The 17,260-nt window shown below is 69.9% G+C and carries 16 protein-coding genes and 1 riboswitch; of the genes, 5 read left to right on the forward strand and 11 right to left on the reverse strand.

Features of this window, described 5'->3' with window-relative positions:
• The first annotated feature begins 93 nt into the window (after positions 1–93).
• On the forward strand, positions 94–651 hold the full coding sequence (locus CQZ88_RS04410; RefSeq protein ID WP_006945398.1) for a hypothetical protein: 558 nt from the start codon (positions 94–96) through the stop codon (positions 649–651).
• Between the two features lie 57 nt (positions 652–708).
• Here the strand turns inward: CQZ88_RS04410 and CQZ88_RS04415 are convergent, their stop codons facing one another.
• The 4 genes from CQZ88_RS04415 to CQZ88_RS04430 all read right to left on the reverse strand — a co-directional run bounded on the left by CQZ88_RS04415 (position 709) and on the right by CQZ88_RS04430 (position 4,005).
• Positions 709–1,443, reverse strand: coding sequence for a cobalt-precorrin-6A reductase (locus tag CQZ88_RS04415; RefSeq protein WP_102799303.1), 735 nt, complete (start codon positions 1,441–1,443; stop codon positions 709–711).
• Positions 1,440–2,933, reverse strand: coding sequence for a cobyric acid synthase (locus tag CQZ88_RS04420; RefSeq protein ID WP_006945396.1), 1,494 nt, complete (start codon positions 2,931–2,933; stop codon positions 1,440–1,442). Before CQZ88_RS04420 ends, CQZ88_RS04415 begins: the two co-directional genes overlap by 4 nt.
• Positions 2,934–2,938: 5 nt before the next feature.
• A complete protein-coding gene (locus CQZ88_RS04425; protein WP_102799304.1) occupies positions 2,939–3,778 on the reverse strand; it encodes a CbtA family protein in 840 nt (279 codons plus the stop codon).
• A 62-nt stretch (positions 3,779–3,840) separates the two neighbouring features.
• On the reverse strand, positions 3,841–4,005 hold the full coding sequence (locus tag CQZ88_RS04430) for a CbtB domain-containing protein (RefSeq protein WP_373566487.1): 165 nt from the start codon (positions 4,003–4,005) through the stop codon (positions 3,841–3,843).
• Positions 4,006–4,086: 81 nt separating this feature from the next.
• Positions 4,087–4,151, reverse strand: a riboswitch (cobalamin riboswitch).
• Between the two features lie 86 nt (positions 4,152–4,237).
• Here CQZ88_RS04430 and CQZ88_RS04435 point away from each other — a divergent pair.
• Complete coding sequence (locus CQZ88_RS04435) at positions 4,238–4,777, forward strand: histidine phosphatase family protein (protein ID WP_072635884.1); 540 nt, start codon at positions 4,238–4,240, stop codon at positions 4,775–4,777.
• Positions 4,778–4,809: 32 nt separating this feature from the next.
• Here the strand turns inward: CQZ88_RS04435 and CQZ88_RS04440 are convergent, their stop codons facing one another.
• The 7 genes from CQZ88_RS04440 to CQZ88_RS04470 all read right to left on the reverse strand — a co-directional run bounded on the left by CQZ88_RS04440 (position 4,810) and on the right by CQZ88_RS04470 (position 13,645).
• Complete coding sequence (locus CQZ88_RS04440; RefSeq protein ID WP_044476454.1) at positions 4,810–6,117, reverse strand: NtaA/DmoA family FMN-dependent monooxygenase; 1,308 nt, start codon at positions 6,115–6,117, stop codon at positions 4,810–4,812.
• 4 nt (positions 6,118–6,121) lie between these two features.
• Entirely contained in the window at positions 6,122–7,375 is a 1,254-nt protein-coding gene (locus CQZ88_RS04445) for an acyl-CoA dehydrogenase family protein (protein WP_081637061.1), read from the reverse strand.
• Positions 7,376–7,412: 37 nt separating this feature from the next.
• Positions 7,413–8,258 (reverse strand): LLM class flavin-dependent oxidoreductase, encoded by an 846-nt coding sequence (locus CQZ88_RS29455; RefSeq protein WP_161997168.1) that lies wholly within the window; start codon positions 8,256–8,258, stop codon positions 7,413–7,415.
• 197 nt (positions 8,259–8,455) lie between these two features.
• Complete coding sequence (nikE, locus tag CQZ88_RS04455; RefSeq protein WP_044476453.1) at positions 8,456–10,216, reverse strand: ABC transporter ATP-binding protein; 1,761 nt, start codon at positions 10,214–10,216, stop codon at positions 8,456–8,458.
• Complete coding sequence (locus tag CQZ88_RS04460; RefSeq protein WP_102799305.1) at positions 10,216–11,106, reverse strand: ABC transporter permease; 891 nt, start codon at positions 11,104–11,106, stop codon at positions 10,216–10,218. Before CQZ88_RS04460 ends, nikE begins: the two co-directional genes overlap by 1 nt.
• Positions 11,103–12,056 carry an ABC transporter permease gene (locus CQZ88_RS04465; RefSeq protein ID WP_006945386.1) on the reverse strand — a complete coding sequence of 318 codons (954 nt, stop codon included), beginning with the start codon at positions 12,054–12,056 and terminating at the stop codon, positions 11,103–11,105. Before CQZ88_RS04465 ends, CQZ88_RS04460 begins: the two co-directional genes overlap by 4 nt.
• A complete protein-coding gene (locus CQZ88_RS04470; protein ID WP_180986944.1) occupies positions 12,053–13,645 on the reverse strand; it encodes an ABC transporter substrate-binding protein in 1,593 nt (530 codons plus the stop codon). The genes CQZ88_RS04465 and CQZ88_RS04470 overlap by 4 nt, the downstream gene beginning before the upstream one ends.
• A gap of 320 nt (positions 13,646–13,965) precedes the next feature.
• Here CQZ88_RS04470 and CQZ88_RS04475 point away from each other — a divergent pair, with 320 nt between their 5' ends.
• The 3 genes from CQZ88_RS04475 to CQZ88_RS30435 form a co-directional block, all read left to right on the forward strand.
• On the forward strand, positions 13,966–15,225 hold the full coding sequence (locus CQZ88_RS04475) for a GNAT family N-acetyltransferase (RefSeq protein WP_102799307.1): 1,260 nt from the start codon (positions 13,966–13,968) through the stop codon (positions 15,223–15,225).
• Between the two features lie 41 nt (positions 15,226–15,266).
• Positions 15,267–17,066, forward strand: a complete 1,800-nt coding sequence (locus CQZ88_RS04480; RefSeq protein WP_102799308.1) for an ABC transporter substrate-binding protein — start codon at positions 15,267–15,269, stop codon at positions 17,064–17,066.
• A 1-nt stretch (position 17,067) separates the two neighbouring features.
• Positions 17,068–17,260: ATP-binding cassette domain-containing protein (locus tag CQZ88_RS30435; RefSeq protein ID WP_258008440.1), on the forward strand; the 193-nt coding region annotated here is incomplete at its 3' end.

Below are 17,260 nucleotides of genomic sequence, written 5' to 3' on the forward strand. Positions count from 1 at the left end.
CGTCGCGTCCGCGAGCACCGTTGTGGCGCGAATCACGTAAGCGGTGTAACACTGTAATCAGTGATATTGGCACTTCGTCCCGAGGAGGACGACATGCGACACCATCCGCACATGCACGGACCCCGCTTCGGACGCCCGGGCGGCTGGCAACAGGCCGACGTCCCCGATGCGAGCGACGCCGCCGAGTGGTTCGCCGGACGCCTGCCCGACGACTGGTTCACCGGCCCCGCCGACATCGAGGTCGACCGCGAGGAGATCGTGGTCGTCGGGGAACTGCCCCCGCCCGAGGACACCGGCCCGGCGTCCGTCGACGGGCGCATCGCGCGGTTCCGGGAGACCACCCGGCCGGACCGCATGCGCATCGCCGACGAGGCCGAGGCCCGCTACGGCCGGAAGGTCGCGTGGGGTGTCACGCTCGGCGAGCGTCGAGTGCTGTTCACCCACTTGGCCGTTCCGGTGATGACCCGGTTGCGCCAGCCCGAGCGCAAGGTCCTCGACACCCTCGTCGACGCCGGCGTCGCCCGCTCGCGCTCCGACGCGCTCGCCTGGTGCGTCCAGCTCGTGGGGCAGCACAGCGAGCAGTGGCTCGCCGAGCTCCGCGAGGCGATGCGCAAGGTCGACGACCTGCGCACCGAGGGCCCGCAGGTCTGAGATCGCGGACCCGCGCGGTTCCCGGTCGTCTGCACACGACATTGCGTGCACGGACGACTAATTCGCGCAGGAATCCGTCGCCCACGCGACGGCGTCCGCGACCGTCGCCACCGTCGGCACGCCCGCCGGCGACGGCGGGCGGCGCACGACGACCCCCCGCACCCCGAGTTCGGCCGCCGCGTCGAGCTTGGCGCGCGTGAGGTCCCCGCCGGAGTCCTTGGTGACGAGCACGTCCACCCCGTGGCCGGCGAGCAGCGCACGCTCGCCGTCGACGGTGTAGGGGCCGCGGGCCAGCAGCACCGTCCAGGAGTCCGGCACGTCCAGGTCCAGCGGCTCGACCACCCGCACCAGGACGCGGTGCCGCGCGAGCGGCCCGAGAAAGCGATCGAGGGTCTGGCGGCCCGTGCTCAGGAACACGCTCGCCCCCCGGGCGGCCACCGCGGCGGCCGCATCGTGGTCGTCGACCCACGTCCAGTCGCCGGTGCCGGTCCAGCCCGGCCGCGCCAGACGCAGCAGCGGCACCCCGGTCGCCGCGCAGGCGGCCGCGGCGTTACCGCTGATCCGCGCGGCGAACGGGTGCGTGGCGTCGACCACCCTGCGGATACCGTTGCCGCGCAGATACTCCCGCAGTCCGTCGATGCCGCCGAAACCGCCGATCCGCACGTCGCCGACCGGCAGGCGCGGGTTGCGCCCCCGTCCCGCGAGCGACGACACGTACGCCACCCCCGCGGTGTCCAGGCCGGCGGCGAGCGCCCGCGCCTCGCCGGTGCCGCCGAGGATGAGGACGGTCACGCCAGGCCGCCCGTCAGTGTGGGCAGCACCGGCCGAGCCCCGAGCATCCCGAGCAGGGCGCCGACGTCGAGGTGCTCCTCGACCATGTCCGCGAGCACCTCGAGGCGCGCCTCGCGGGCGGCGTGGAAGCCGACGGTGCCGGTGGCGAGGTCGCGCCCGGTGAGGGCGGCCGCCTCGCGGAGCCACGCCGTGCGCAGGGCGTCGCCCTCGAGGCTCCCGTGCCACATGGTGCCGAACACCGTTCCCGCCCGGGCGCCGCCGAGGAACTCCTCGTCGCCGCCGCGGGAGATGCGGCCGTGGTGGATCTCGTACCCGGAGGCCGGCACCCCGAGCGCCGACCCGGCCGGCAGCCGCAGCACCTTCTCCGGTTCGAAACGGGTGTGCACGTCCAGCAGTCCGAGCCCGTCCACGCACGCCCCGGGGGTGCCCTCGACGCCGTGCGGATCGGAGATCCGCCGGCCGAGCATCTGGAAGCCGCCGCAGATCCCGAGCACCACGCCCCCGCGACGGGCGTGGTCGGCGACGGCGGTGTCGAGGCCGCGGCCGCGCAGCCACGCGAGGTCCGCGAGGGTGGCGCGGGTGCCGGGCAGGATCACCACGTCGGCGCCGGCGAGGGCGCGCGGATCGTCGACGAACCGCAGCCGCACGTCCGGTTCGAGGCACAGCGCGTCGACGTCGGTGAAGTTGCTGATCCGCGGCAGCATCACCACCGCGACGGTGAGCGACCCGGCGCCGTCGTGGGCCGGGCGCGACGACAGGGCGAGCGAGTCCTCCGAGTCGAGCCACAGGCCGCGCTGCCAGGGCAGGACGCCGAGCACGGGCCGGCCCGTGAGCTTTTCGAGCGACTCGAGACCGGGACGCAACAGCCCGAGGTCTCCACGGAACTTGTTGATCACGAAGCCGCGGACGAGGGCCTGATCGGACGCATCCAGCAGGGCGAGCGTGCCGTACATGGCGGCGAACACCCCGCCGCGATCGATGTCGCCGACGAGCACGGTCGGCAGGTCGCCGTGCCGGGCCAGGCCCATGTTCACGTAGTCGTGGGCCCGCAGGTTGATCTCGGCGGCGCTGCCGGCACCCTCGCAGACCACCACGTCGAACCGGTCCCGCAGGTCGTCGAGCGCACCGAAGGCGGCCTCGGCGAGGTGCTTTCGGCCGCCGGCGAACTCGCCGGCCTCGAGGTGACCGGCGGGCCGGCCGAGCACGACGACGTGACTGCGGCGGTCGCTGCCGGGTTTGAGCAGCACCGGATTCATCGCGGCCTCGGGTACGGCGCGCGCCGCCACCGCCTGGATCCACTGCGCGCGGCCGATTTCCACGCCGTCGCCGGTGACCGGGTCGACGGCCACCATGGAGTTGTTGGACATGTTCTGCGCCTTGAACGGCGCGACCGACAACCCACGGCGGGCCAGGGCCCGGCAGATCCCGGTGGTCACCACGGATTTCCCGGCGTCCGAGGTGGTTCCGGCGACGAGCAGGCCCTGTCCCACGACGGCTACGCCACGCGGACGGGCACGCGACGATCGGCGCGTTCGGTGAGGAACGCGAACGCCACGCCCAGGGCGAACCACAGGGTGGTCTGAACGATCACCGACGCAACGCGGAAGTCCCACAGCAGCGTGGCCGGAAAGCCCGTGCCGACCTCGTCGATCGTCGGCAGCACCGCATACCCGAGACCGACCACGACGAGGAACGCCAGGACCGGTCCGGCGAGCCGGACGGTACGCAGCTCCTGACGGGCGAGCGCCTTCGCGGCGGCCACCGCCACCGCGAGCGCGACGAGGCCGAGCACGACCGCCGCGACCCACAGGAGGGTGCGCTGGTCGATGGTGTCCGGGTCCCCCACCGCCGGCGGGTTGGCCGGGTACTTCAGGAACGGCACCGCTTCGATCGCGAGCCATCCCGCTCCGGCGCCGAGCAGTCCGAGAGCGGGACCCGACAGCGTGGTGTGGCGCCGGGCGAAGTGCAGCACCGACGCGAACAGCGCGCCGAGCGCCAGACCGGCGAGGGTGGTGGCGAGGATCAGGCCCACCTTCTGCCCGGTGCGGCTGACGAGGGCGTCCTCGCCGTGGCTGTGACCGGCGGACGCGGCCTCGTGCGTGTGGGAGTGCGCCTCGGTGGCCGCGTGCGTCGCGGCGGCCTCCTCCAGCGCGATCGCGGCCTCGATGTGCGGCTCGCCGACCACGAAGGCGACGGCGCCGGCGAGCAGGCCGGCAATCAGGCCGGCCAGCAGGCCGCGCAGCAGGATCCGGGTGTAGGGGCCGGTCAGCGGGACGCCTGCCGACACGGCAGCGTCCGGGTGCGACGAGACGCCGGCCCCCGGCCTCGGTGACATGCCGGCCCCCGGCCTCGGTGACACGCCGGCCCCCGGCCTCAGTGACACGCCGGCCCCCGGCCTCAGTGGCACGGCAGGCCGAGCAGGTGCCGGCCGTCGTGCATCAGCTCATGCATGAACATGCCGGTGCGCGAGATCGCGCCCTGATCGAAGCCGACCAGGTAGAGGGTGACGAAGGCGAGCAGCACGACGGCGGTGATCGCGGCGGCCAGCGCAGCGGAGCCCATCGTGGACTCGGGGGTGTGGACAGTAGCCATGGCATCCTCCTGGGATAACGCGTCCCGTCGAAAATCCATGCGCCGAGACAGTTTTCTGACTCCCGGGCGGGTCGCCCGGTCACAGTGGCGCGACCGCTCCGGACTTGCACCGGATTGCCTGCACCTCGGCACGTGTGACGCAGGAACAGTCGCACCGTGAGCCCGCCCCTGTCAAGGCGACACCCCCGGCGGTTGTGATTCGATGACCGCCGTGGTTCGCCTCGTCCTTCTGGCCCATGCCTCGACGGAGGCGCAGCGCGCCGTCCGGTTCCCCGCCGACGAGCCGCTGTCGCAACGCGGCCGACGAGAACTGGAGCGGGCGGTCGCGCCGGTGGCCGACCGCGTCGTCGCGGCGCCGGAGCGACGGGCCGTCGAGACTGCGGCCGCGCTGGGCACGACGGCCGCGGTCGATCGGGCGCTGCGGGACCTGGACTACGGCAACTGGGCGGGGCGGGCGATGGACGAGGTGCCGGCCGAGAGCCTGCAGCAGTGGCTCACCGACCCGCACGCGGCGCCGCACGGCGGCGAGTCGATCGCGGAGCTGACCGAACGGGTGGCGCGGTGGCTCGACGAGCTGGCGCCGGGCCGGGTCGTCGCGGTGACCCACCCGGCCGTGATCCGCGCCGCGACGGTGTACGCCCTCGGCGCGCCCCCGGCAGGATTCTGGCGGATCGACGTGCGCCCGCTCGCACAGGTCCGGCTGCACGGACGCGGGGGCCGGTGGTCGCTGCGGCTGGGTTGAGCCGCAGCGACCACCGGAGGCGCCCCGCCGCGTCAGATCGCCGCGTGCAGGGCGGCACGGTGGGCCGGTTCCGCTGCCTCGAAGTGCCCGCGCAGCGTTTCCGTCTCGTACTCGGTGCGGTACAGACCGCGCGACCGAAGCCGTGGTACCACCTCGTCCGCGATGACCTCCAACCCGTCCGTCAGGATGTCCGGCTGCAGGTTGAACCCGTCGCACGCACCGCCGAGATACCACTCCTCGATGCGGTCGACGAGCTGCTCCGGAGTCCCGACGAACCCGCCGTGCCCGGAGCCGGTGTATCGAGTTTCGCGCAGGTACTCACGGACCGTCGGCTGGGTCTGCCGGATCTGTTCGAGGATGGACTCCCGGAATCCGATACTTCCCTGGAAGAGGTCGGTGTCCACCGGTCCCCGCAGGACGTCGTCGGGGAACTTCTCGTCCAGCTCGAGCTTGGCGACGTCGACACCGATCGCGTGCGACAGCCACGCCGCGGAGTACCAGCCCGGGCTGGTCTCGTACAACTCGTCGACCCGCCGGCGCGCTTCCTCCTCCGTCGAACCGAGAGTCAGCAGCAGACCGGGCAGAATCTTCACGTCGCCCGGCGCGCGCCCGTGCCTGACCGCATCGGCCTTGACCTGCCGATAGTGCTCCCGTGCCGTCTCCTGGGTGATCTCCGCCGCGAACACGCCGTCGGCGAAGCGCGAGGCGATGTCACGGCCGCCGGGCGAGCCGCCGGCCTGGAAGAGCACCGGCCGGCCCTGCGGCGAGGCGGGGGCGACGAAATCGCCGTCGTATCCGAAGTACCTCCCGTCGTATCGCACCGTTTCGCCGGTTCCCGCAGCGGACCACAGTCGCTGCACCAGCTCCGCGAACTCCGCACCGCGGTCGTACCGTTCGGAGCGCGGCACGACCCGTGACAGTCCGAAGTTCGCGGCCGAGCGGTCGTCCCGGGTGGTCACCAGGTTCCAGCCGGCTCTGCCCCGGGACACGTGATCGAGCGTGAGAATGCGACTCGCGAGCTCGACTGGATCGTTGAACGTGGTGGACGCGGTGGCGATGAGACCGACCCGTTCGGTGGCCTGCGCGACGTGCGCCCACAGGACGGTCGGATCGAGCCGGATCGGGTTGGCGTCGTACGCGGGATCCCCCAGCCCCAGCGCGTCGGCCAGGAACACGGCGTCCAGTGTGGCGCGTTCGGCGAGCCGACCGATGCGCTCCCAGTACGCCGGCTCGAGGAAGTCCCGCGCTCCCAGCAGGGGCGAGCGCCAGGCCGACGGAATGTACCCGTAGACGAGGACATTCACGCCGAGGATCACATGACCGTCTCGTCGGTTCCCCATCGAGCTAGACCCCCTGTCCCTGCGGGCGGGCGTACGGGTTCGAACCGCCCGCCGGCACCGTGCCGTTGACGTAGAAGTCACCGAGCACGCGCTCCTTGAACACCCGCGGGTTGTGGGAGGCGAGCGTCCGGGCGTTGCGCCAGTGCCGGTCCAGCGCCAGCGGAACCGCCGTCGCAGAGGCACCCAGCGCATCGAAGACGGTCGTCGTCACCTCGAGCGCCGAGTCGACGACGACCGACTGGGCCTCGTGCGTGCGGACGGTCGCCTGCACCAGCGCGACCTTCTCCGTCTCGTCGTCGCCAAGCGCGTGGGCCCGTGCCACCGCGTCGAGCGTGGCGGCCTGCTTTTCCAGGGCCGCGTCGGCCTGGAACACACGCGTCGCGAGGAAACCGATGCGCTGCTGCAGTAGCGGGTCCTGCGGAGGCGCCTGGTCCACGCCGAGAGGGTAGTTGCGCGTGCGGCGCCGCAACGCCGCAGTGCCGTCTCGGAAGGCTGCTCGGGCAATACCGACGAGCACCGACAGCAGCGCCGTCTGGTAGAAGAGCCCCTGGTAGGCGAAGCGGTCCTGGGCGGGGAAGATGCCGTGCTCGTCGACCTCGGCGTCCTGGTAGCGGGCCGATCCGCTCGCGGTGGTCTGCTGGCCGAAGCCCTCCCAGTCGTCGACCAGAGTGACGCCGGGTTGAGTGCGGGGCACGAGGACCGTGACGAGTTCGTCGTTGTCGTCGCGGCCGATGACGTCGAGCCAGTCCGCGTAGAGACTGCCGGTCGCGTAGAACTTGTTGCCGGTGATGCGGGTGACGCCGTCGGAGGTGGTGATGCGGGTGGCAATCTCGCCGAAGCTCGCGTTGCTCGCCTCCGTCCACCCGCCGCCGACGAACTCGCCCCGGCGGAATCGCTCGAGCCAGACCTCGGTGGCGGGATGGTCCGGCGCATTCAACCGATCCTCGACGAACGCAAGATGGTTGCGGAAGACATGGGAGACGTTGGGGTCTGCTTCGGCGAGTTCGGCGAGCAGCAGGAAGACCTGCTGCAGCGATGCCCCGTCGCCGCCGAGCTCACGCGGGATCCGCAGCCGCGAGAATCCCGCGTCGATCAGCCAGCGCACCTGTTCGTGCGGGAACTCACGGGCGCGTTCCCGTGCGAGGTTTCCTTCCGCGATCCGCGCGAAAACGGGCCGGTAGGTCGCGGCGAGCGTGCCGAACTCCGCAGCGGGGCGGGCAAGCAGCGACCGGATGTCGGTGGAGGTGGGTGCGGCCATGATGTTCACTTTCTGGATTGGTCTGGGGCGACGCGCGTCAGCGGTAGACGCTCGTCGTCGGCGCCGCGAACGCCGGCTGGGCTTGCGCGAGGAGCTGGGCGGGTGGCGCGAGGCCGAGGGTGGCGCGCAGCGTCACGTCGCGATCTCCGCGGCCGGTGCCGTCCACCGCGGTCAGCACGGCGAGTGCTCGGTCCAGCAGGTGCAGCACGCTCTCGGCAGCTTCGGCGGGCTCGGCCGACCGGAGCAGCACCCCGTCGGCGCCGGCGGCGATCGACTCTTCGACCGCGGTGATCACCTCGTCGTGCCGCGGCACTCCCGCGACAGGGACCTCCACCAGCAGGCCCGTGCGGCCGGACGCGGCAGCGGCCACGCTCGCGGCGTCCGGGAATCCGCCGAGAACGACGAGATCGGCCGCGGCGGGAGCCGCCGCGACCAATTCCGGATCGTCGGCATACCACGCGAGGACGGGCGCACCCTGTGGCGAGCTGGGCACGCTCAACGGTCCTGCGATGTCGACGACGCCGTGGTGGTCGATGCGCACGATCCGATCGGAGCGGACGAGGACGCCCGAGTCCTTGTCGGCGATCACGCTGTCGAGTGGCCAGCTCTGCCACAGTTCGGCGATCGCGAGAGCCGTGTCGGCCGCGGTGGCCGCACCCAGCTCGGCACCGTCGTTCAGCCCCACAGCACCCCAGGCGCTGTGCCCGTGACCACGTGCATCTCGGTGCCCGAGGAGCAGTCCAGCCCGCCCGTGCGTGAGGTGATCGAGCGAAAGTACCCTTCGCGCAAGGTTATAGGGCAGGTCGTGGTGCGCGGCGCCGGCGACCACCAGCGGCGGGCCACCCCCGGTGGCCAGCGCTGTCGCGACGATGCTCGGGTCCATGTCCGTCGGGCGCGGAGTCTCGGCCGTTCGGTCCGCGGGTGGTGTCCGGGTGATCCGATCGATCCCTACCACCCCGAATGCCGCACCGCTCGTGGACCATCGATCGAGAGATTCGCGATCGTCGAGAAGGCGACTCGCCTCGTCACCGGTGAGGCCCACTGCAACGACCGGCGTCCGGCCCGGTGCATCACGTCCTGTCATGAAATTCGTACCTTTCGTGCGCCGAGATCGGCGTTCAGCAGCTCACGGACGGCCGGCGATCTGTCGGCGTCGTGCAGGTCTTCGGTCGGGAAGGTGTCGACGAGGCGTCCGTGGGACATCACGCCGATGCGGTCACAAGTCCATTCGACGAGCCCCAGACCGTGTCCGATGAAGACACAGGTCAGGTCGAGCCGTTCGCGTAGTTCCAGGATCAGGTCGACGACGCCAGCCTGCGTGGACACGTCCAGGGCGGACGTTGGCTCGTCGAGGATCAGCAGTTCCGGGGCCGGAGCGAGCGCTCGCGCGATGCACACCCGTTGTGCCTGCCCGCCGGACAGGGAATGCGGGTACCGGTCGGCGAACTCGGCGGGCAGTCCGACCAGTTCGAGTGCTTCGACGACGAGGTTCGTTGCTCGGCCCCCGTCGGGAATGCAGCCGAATCGCCGCAACGGCCGGGCGATCTGCTCGCCGACCCGAATGCTCGGATTGAGCGAGCCGAGCGGGTCCTGGAACACATATTGCAGCCGTGGACGGATGTCGCGCAGGGTGTGCCGATCTGCACCCGCGATCCGACGACCCTGGAACTCCACCGAGCCGCCGGTCACGTCGAGCAGGCCGCCCATCAGGCGGGCGAGGGTGGACTTGCCCGAGCCGGAGGAGCCGATGAGACCGTAGATCTCTCCCGACCGGATCTCGAGCGACACGTCCTCGACCGCGACGAACCGGCGGCGGGGGGTACCGGTCCCCCAGCCACCGGCGGTGAACGTCCTCGTGACGTGGTCGAGCTTCAGGACGGCAGGCCCGGAACCGGGATCCGTGCCCTCCACGACAGGTACGGGACCGGAGCCGCCGGGCGAGGTCAACGAGCGTGGTCCGTGCCAGCGGGGCAGGGCACGGCGCTTGCCGAGCCGGGGCACCGCCGCGAGCAGTTCTCGGGTGTAGGGGTCGCGGGGTGACGAGAGCACCGTGTCCCGCGGACCGGACTCCACCACTGCGCCGCCCCGCAGCACCACCACGGTGTCCGCGAGATACTCGACCACGTCGAAGTCGTGCGTGATGAGCAGCAGGGACGCTCCGGTCGTGCGCGCCACATCCCGTAGCAGGTCCAGGACCTGCCGCTGCACGACGGTGTCGAGCGCGGTGGTCGGTTCGTCCGCGATCAGCAGCGCGGGCCCGGCGAGGCCGGCCAGCGCGATCATGACTCGCTGCCGCATGCCGCCGCTGAGCTCGTGCGGATAGGCGTCGAGTACACGGTCCGGGTCGTCGAACCCGACGCGGCGCAGCCACTCCGCGCTCAGCTTCCGCCGCTCCGCTCGCCGCGTGCGCGGTCGATGACGGGCGAGAACCTCGTCGAGCTGACTGCCGACCCGGAAGGACGGGTCCAGCGAGCTCAGCGGATTCTGGAACACCATTCCGATGCCGGACCCGCGGAAGGCGTTGAGGCGCCGCTCGGGCAGGCCGGCGAGGTCCACGGGGGCGTCGGTGCCGCCGCGGAACCGGATCGAGCCTCCGGCAAGGTGTGCCCCCGGTGGAAGGAGACCGAGAAGTGCCGCGGCCGTCAGACTCTTGCCCGAGCCGGATTCGCCGACGAGGGCGAGCACCTGTCCCTCTCTGATGGCGAATGACACGTCGCCGACCGTGGGGGCGTCGGCGGGATCGCCGGGGAAGCGGATGTTCAGGCCCCGGACCTCGAGGACCGCAACGGGCGCGGCGGGCGTCGGCGGTGTGCGCAGGTCGGTTCCGTACAGGCTGGTCATCACCGGGTTCCTCTCCGCACTCGCGGGCTGAACACGTCGTGCAGGCCGTCACCGAGCCAGTTGAAGGCCAGGGCGACCACGAGGACCGTCACGCCGGGGATCAGTGCGACGTACAGGTGCCCCGAGATGATCACCTTCGCTCCGGAGGCAATCATCTGGCCCCAGTCCGGTTCGGGTGGCTGCACGCCGATTCCGACCGCGCTGAGGCTCGCGGAAAACACCACCATCGCGCCCACGAGGCCCGTGGCGTACACGACGATCGGGCCCGCGACGTTCGGCAGGACCTCTCGCAGCATCAGCGACCAACGCCCGGCGCCGAGTGAGATCGCGGCCTCGACGTACTCCTTGCCATGCTGCTGCTTGACCTCCGCGAACACCACACGCGTGACGTAGGGCACGACCGCGAACAGGATCGCGAGCACCACCACGCCCGGACCCGGGCTGAGCAACGCGGCCAGGGCGATCGCGACGAGAATGACGGGGAACGCGAACAACACGTCGACGATCCGCATGATCACCCCCGACGCGCGCGGGCCCGCAAAGCCCGCCGCGAGCGCCGCCGCGGAGCCCACCACCGCCGCCAACACGACCGCCAGCACGGCGAGCACCAGGGACGTGCGACCGCCCCACAGCAGCCGGCTCAGCAGATCCCGTCCGAGTTCGTCGGTGCCCAGCAGGTGGCCGGGGCTTCCCGGCGGCAGGAACTTCGCGGCGGAGTCGGTGAGGACGGGATCGTACGGCGCCAGTATCGGTGCCAGCAGCGAGCACACCACGACGAGTCCGATCAGGATCACCGCGACGATGAACTGGATGCGATGACGTCGGCGACCGACGCGGGCGGGGTCCGGAAGATCGGTGGTGTCTCGCTCCTCGAGCAATGTTGCCATCATGCGCCTTTCAGGCGGGGGTTCAAGCCGTCCACGATCAGGTCCGTGATCAGGTTGACGAGGAGGTAGCACAGTGCGACGAGCACGATCCCGCCCTGGATCACCGGGTAGTCCTTACCGTTGACCGCATTGACCAGCTGCGTACCGATGCCGGGCCAATTGAAGACGATCTCGACGAAGAACACACCGGTGATCAGGGTGCCGATCTCGAGTCCCGTGATATTCACGACGCTCGGCAGAATATTCCGGAAGACGTTCTTCCCATACAGCTTTCGCGTAGGAATGCCTTGGGAAAGAAACGTCCGGAACCAGTCCGACGACCTCTCCCGGATCACCCCGATACGCACGAACCGGGCAAGCACCAGCATCGAGATCAACGCTGCCGACACCGCCGGCAGCACCAGGTGCTGCAGAAGATCGGCGAGTCCTCCGCCACCGCGCGACTCCATTCCACCCACCGGCAGCCAGCGCAGCTGCAGCGCGAACACGCTGATCAGGACGAGACCGAACCAGTACACCGACAGGTTGCTGCCGATCTGCACGAGCAGCATGACCGTGCGGTCGATCCAGGTTCCGTGAAATATGCCCGCGAGCAACCCGATCGAGGTCCCCACTACCACGCAGACGACCGCCCCCGCCGCGGTGAGGATCAGGGTGTTCACGAAATTGGGGACCAGAATGTCGAACACGGGGGTGCCCAGGGTGAGGGACAGCCCGCCGCCGTCGACGAGCAGGTTCTTCAACCACACGAAGTACTGCTCCCACAACGGCCGGTCGAGGCCGTAGGTGGCCCGGATCTCCGCGAGCTGTTCCGCCGGGAATCTCGACGCGAACTGCGCTTCGACGGGGTCTCCGGGCGTCAGCGCGCCCAGCAGGAAGGCGAGCAGCGACACGATCAGCAGAATCGGGACGATGTTGGCGACTCGGAATCCGATCCGTCGGAACCGGCTCATCGGATGTCCGTGAGCCAGACGTTCGACAGGTCGTACCAGTTGGTGGACGCGAACGTGAACCCTTCGACGTTCGGACCCGTCGCGTAGTACCGGTTCAGATTGACGGCCGGGATGACCAGCGCGCGCCGGCGCAGCTCCTCCTCCGCCTTCTGCCACAGGGCGATTCGCCGGTCGGGCTCGGCGGTGTAGAGCGCGGTCTCGATCGCCTGCGTGACCTCCGGGTACTGCTCCGGCTTCAGGCCGCGGTTGACGAGGCCGTTGAAGCCGTTGTACAGCCACTCCGCGTCGGTCTCGCCGAACTCGTCGATGTTCAGTCCGTCGCCCGGTTGCGGATTGTAGACGCGGGCAGAGTAGTTCACTCGGTCCAGGCTCACCACGTCGGCCTCGACACCGATCTCTTTCAGGTGCGCCTGCAGCCACTGGCCGACGTTCTCGTTGGCGACGTCGATGACGAGGTTGAACCGCAGCTGGCCGGGCCCGTAACCGGCTTCGGCGAGGAGCTGCCGAGCCCGATCCGGGTCGTACTCGAAGTCCTTCACGTCGGCGCGGTACGCCTCGTTACCGGGCGGGAGGAAGGAGTACTGAGGCGCGGCATAGCCGTTGTACACCTCGTCCGCGAGCGCCTGACGGTCGAGCCCGTGGACGAGTGCCTGCCGCACGCGGTCGTCGTCGAAAACCGGGTTGCGCCGGTTGAACGAGAAGTAGATCAGTTCCGCCCCAGTGCCTTCCGGTACGTGGAGGCCGGCGTTCTCAAGCGTCTCCACGTCGTCGGGCTGGACATAACTGATGAGGTCGACCTCGCCGCCCAGGAGGGACGCCACCCGGGTCTGGTTGTTCGGGATGATGCGGAAGGTGAGCGAGTCGAGATGCGGTCGCTCGCCCCAGTAGCCGTCGTTGCGCTCGAGGACGATGCGATCGCCGATGGCGCGGGAGACGAAGCGGTACGGCCCGGTGCCTTCCGGATGTTCCGCGAAGCCGTCGTTTCCGTACCGTTCCCAGATCGCCGGGTTGCCGACGGGAAGGGTGTACATCGACTGCGCGAGGATGCGCGGGAAGCCCAGGAAGGGGCGCTCGAATTCGAAGGTGTACGTGTGCTCGCCGGTGGGAGCCGCCTTCAGCAGGCCGCCGAACCACACCTTGACCCGGCCCGCGCTCTCCTCGTCGAAGAACTCGTAGGAGCGGTCCCAGACCCGGCGGACGTTCTTGTGCAACGCCTCGGCGTCGAACGAGGTGCCGTCGTGGAAGGTGACGCCGTCGCGCAACCGGAAGGTCCAGGTTCGTCCGTCCCCGCTGTGCTCCCAGCTCGTGGCGAGCACCGGCACGAGGTCGGGCGTACCCTCGGCCCGGGTGAGATCCTCGCCAACGAGCGGCTCGAAGATGTTGCGGGAGACCCGATACGTCTCCCAGAACACCTGCCGGTGCGGATCCAGGCCCCGCGGTTCGAGATACAGCCCGGTGACGAAATCACCACCATCGCTGAGACTTTCGCTCGAGTCGCCGCCCGCCGCACCACCGGATGCGCAGCCCGCGACGAGCCACACCACAGTCAATCCCGCCGCCACGGCGGCGAGACGGTTCCTTTTGCGCACTGGCACACACTTTCGTTTCAACAAACAAGCAACGACCGGTCCACCGTATCCGGGCAAATCCCCGGTCGGCACCGATTGCACTCACCGTGATTTTTTGTGCGCTCCACCCCGTGTTCGCCGCAGTCGCGAGGGTAAAAATCAGTGACGCACATAAAGGTTGATCGTTCATCGCACACCGGGCACCGTGAATCGAGGTGTGTCGGTGGCGACGACCGTCGTACGGTGTGCGACGGGTGTGACGCATCCGGAGACGCCGACACCCAATCCTGCAGGCGCACCGCTTCCTGGTACGCCTGCCGCCCGTACGACAGGAATACGCCATGCCCCCGCAGCCAACCGATCACTCCGGTCTCGAGGTCGACATTCGAGTCCTGGTCGATGAACAGGATCTGACCGGTGCCTTCGACGTCTTCCGAACCGCCATGGTGGGCCTACCGTCGTTCGATCCGCTGCCGCCCGGCACCGTCGGAAAGATCTTCGAGCCCGGCCGGACCCTCGGTGCTTACGTGGCGGGACAGCTCGTCGGCACCGTGGACTCCGCGGCGAGTTCGTTGACGTTGCCGGGCGGGCGGACGGTCGCCCACGCGGCAGTCACCCACGTCGGCGTGCTCCCCACCCACACCCGACGCGGGATCGTCTCGCGACTACTGCAGCGCCAGCTGGGGGACGCCCGTGCCGGCGGCGAGGTCGTCGCGACGCTCCGCGCGTCCGAGGCGACGATCTACGGCCGGTACGGCTACGGGATCGCCAGCCGGGCGGCCGCCGTCGAGGTGGACACCCGCCGCGGTGCCCTACGCTCCGATGACCCGGCCGGTGATCGGGTACGTCTCGTCGACCCGGCCGGCGCGTGGGACGTTCTGCCCGGTATCCATGCACGCAACGCGGACCCGCGCCCAGGAGCGATCACCAGACCACCGGTGTGGTGGGCGGCCCAGGAGATGAGGGCGGCCACCGCGCAGGGGCCCGCCTACGTCGCTCTCGCCGGATCCGAGGGCTCCGAGACCGGCTTCGTCCGCTACCACCCGATCGGTACGGAGGCCTGGTTCGGCGGCACCGAGCGCACAGTCGTCGTCGACGACCTTCACGCTCCGTCGCGAGACACGTTCGTCGGCATCGTCCGGTTCCTCTGGAACCTCGATCTCGTCGACCGGATCATCTTCCCGACCCTTCCGGTCGACTCGTCGCTGCCGTGGCTGCTCACCGATCCGAGAGGGGCCCGGACAACCGGGCTCAGGGACGAGACCTGGCTGAGGATTCTCGATGTCGGGACGGCGCTCGGCGCTCGTGCGTATGCCGGCGGCGAGACCCTCGTCATCGGCGTCCACGACCACCTCCTCCCCGCAAACACCGGGACATATCGCGTCTCCGGAGGGGACGTGGAGACAGTCGCGCACCGCATCGAACCGGACGTCGATCTCGAAACCGATGTCGCGACGTTGAGCGGCGCGCTCCTCGGTGGCGTGCGATGGCACCAGCTCGCCGCATCCGGAACAGTCCGGGCCCGTTCCGCCGGCGCGATTGCCTCGGCCGACCGGAGCTTCGGAACCGACCTGGCGGCGTTCGCCGGGACGAATTTCTGAGATCCCCACCGTACTCCCGCCCGCTACACCGAAGGACACCTGTGAGAACACCCCGCCGACCGGCGTCACGCACCCTGCGTGGCGCTGGCATCGCCGTCACCGCGCTCGCTGCAGTGCTTGTCGCTGCCTGCACCGGCACCGCCCCGGCGAACCGCGCCGCCGACGGCGACATCGTCGCCGGCGGAACGCTGCGGATCGCGTCGCTGGCCTCCGACATGGACTCGCTCGATCCCCTGACCGGGTACGACACGAACGCCTGGGCCGTGCAGCGCGCCATCACCCGGCAGCTCGTGACGTTCCCCGGCTCGGCGAACGAACTGAAGGACGATACCGAACTCACCCCCGACCTCGCCGAGTCCTGGGACGTGAGCGAGGACGGCCGGACCTACACCTTCCACCTGCGCGACGGCATCACCTACTCGGGGTCTTCGACCCGCGAGATCGTCGCCGGCGACTTCGTCTACGCGATCGAGAGGTTCTGCGACCCGAACAAGCAGGTGGCGGCCGTCAACTACTTCCACCTGATCTTCGAGGGCTTCACGCAGTTCTGCAGCGAGTTCGCGAAGGAGCCCACCGGGGACCTCGCCGCGTCCAAGCGGTTCATCGACACGCACGACATCTCGGGCGTGCGTGCCCTCGACGACAAGACACTGGTCATCACCGCGCCGGCCAAGTCGTACGATTTCCTCGACATCCTCACCATGAACTTCGTAACTCCGCTACCGCCGGAGGTCGCGTCGAAGTACTTCGGCGACTCGCTCGAGTTCCGGCAGAACTTCCCGTCGTCCGGCCCGTACCGGATCGACACGTACCAGCCGGGCCAGCAGTTGATCCTGAAGAAGGTCGAGGGGTACAACCACGACGCCGATCCGGCCCGCAAAGCCTACGTCGACGAGATCGCGATCGACTTCACGGCCAACAGCGAGGACAGCGTGGTGCAGAAGGTGCAGTCGGGCGAGGCGGACCTCACCCTGTACATGGACGTCCCGCCACGCGCCGTGCTGAACCAGTACGCATCGACGAACAATCCCAACCTGCACACCTCCGACAGCGGCGCGGCCAACTTCATCGTGCTCAACGCCAAGCCCGAGGCGACGTTCCCCGGCGCCACCGCGCTGCGAGACCCACGAGTGCGGCAGGCCCTGGCCTATGCCGTCGACAAGGCGAATCTCGTTCAGGGACAGGGTGGCCCGATCGCCGCGAAGCCGAACGGTCAGATCGTCACCTCCACCCTGCTCGGACACGAGCCGTTCGACCCGTATGCGACGCCGGGGAGCAAGGGTGACCCGGCCAAGGCGCGGCAACTGCTGGCCGAGGCCGGATATCCCGACGGCCTCACCCTCGACGCGGTCTACCGGTCTACCGTGCAGTTCGAGAGCATCGCGGTCACCCTGAAGGAAGACGTGGCAGCGGCCGGCATCACCCTGAACCTCACCGCACTTCCCGGCACCGAGTACTCGGCCTACCTGCAGGACCCCGGCAGCCGCTACGACGTGGCCCTGAGCGGTTCGTTCACCCCAGACTGGCAGGGCCGCTCGACCCGGATGCTGCTCGGCGGCTGGCTGAACTCCGAGGCGTCGCCGTGCGGCAAGGGCAACGTCAACGCCATCTGCTACAGCAACGATCGGCTCAACGAACTCGCCCGGCAGGCCTTCCCGTCCGTCGACCCCGGGCCGATCTGGGCGGAGGCCGATCGGGTCGTCTCCACCGACCTGCCGTGGATTCCGCTGTTCGAAAAGCGCAAGAACCTCATCTCGTCCGATCGCGTGACCAACTGGACGTGGGCGTCGCTCCCGGCCCAGGCGGACTTCACCAACATCGCGATCCGGCCCGGAGCCTGACATGTCCGTGTTGAGCGTCGAGAACCTCACCGTGTCGTTCCGGTCCGGAACCGCGGTGCGGAACGTGTCGTTCGCGGTCGAGGCGGGCCGGACGCTCGGGATCGTGGGTGAGTCCGGATCGGGCAAGAGCGTGTCACTGCTCGCAGCCACCGGGCTGCTCGGGTCCGGTGCCGTGGTGCAGGGCCGCGCCCTGC

The organism is Rhodococcus sp. ENV425, assembly GCF_002887785.1.
In the GTDB taxonomy this organism is placed as follows: Bacteria; Actinomycetota; Actinomycetes; order Mycobacteriales; family Mycobacteriaceae; genus Rhodococcus; species Rhodococcus aetherivorans.

Bases quoted from the DNA above. Each gene is read 5' to 3' on its own strand.
- CQZ88_RS04410 (WP_006945398.1), top strand. From the start codon at position 94: ATGCGACACCATCCGCACATGCACGGACCCCGCTTCGGACGCCCGGGC.
- CQZ88_RS04425 (WP_102799304.1), bottom strand. From the start codon at position 3,778: ATGTCACCGAGGCCGGGGGCCGGCGTCTCGTCGCACCCGGACGCTGCC.
- CQZ88_RS04430 (WP_373566487.1), bottom strand. From the start codon at position 4,005: ATGGGCTCCGCTGCGCTGGCCGCCGCGATCACCGCCGTCGTGCTGCTC.
- CQZ88_RS04435 (WP_072635884.1), top strand. From the start codon at position 4,238: ATGACCGCCGTGGTTCGCCTCGTCCTTCTGGCCCATGCCTCGACGGAG.
- CQZ88_RS04440 (WP_044476454.1), bottom strand. From the start codon at position 6,117: ATGGGGAACCGACGAGACGGTCATGTGATCCTCGGCGTGAATGTCCTC.
- CQZ88_RS04445 (WP_081637061.1), bottom strand. From the start codon at position 7,375: ATGGCCGCACCCACCTCCACCGACATCCGGTCGCTGCTTGCCCGCCCC.
- CQZ88_RS29455 (WP_161997168.1), bottom strand. From the start codon at position 8,258: ATGGACCCGAGCATCGTCGCGACAGCGCTGGCCACCGGGGGTGGCCCG.
- nikE (WP_044476453.1), bottom strand. From the start codon at position 10,216: ATGACCAGCCTGTACGGAACCGACCTGCGCACACCGCCGACGCCCGCC.
- CQZ88_RS04460 (WP_102799305.1), bottom strand. From the start codon at position 11,106: ATGATGGCAACATTGCTCGAGGAGCGAGACACCACCGATCTTCCGGAC.
- CQZ88_RS04465 (WP_006945386.1), bottom strand. From the start codon at position 12,056: ATGAGCCGGTTCCGACGGATCGGATTCCGAGTCGCCAACATCGTCCCG.
- CQZ88_RS04475 (WP_102799307.1), top strand. From the start codon at position 13,966: ATGCCCCCGCAGCCAACCGATCACTCCGGTCTCGAGGTCGACATTCGA.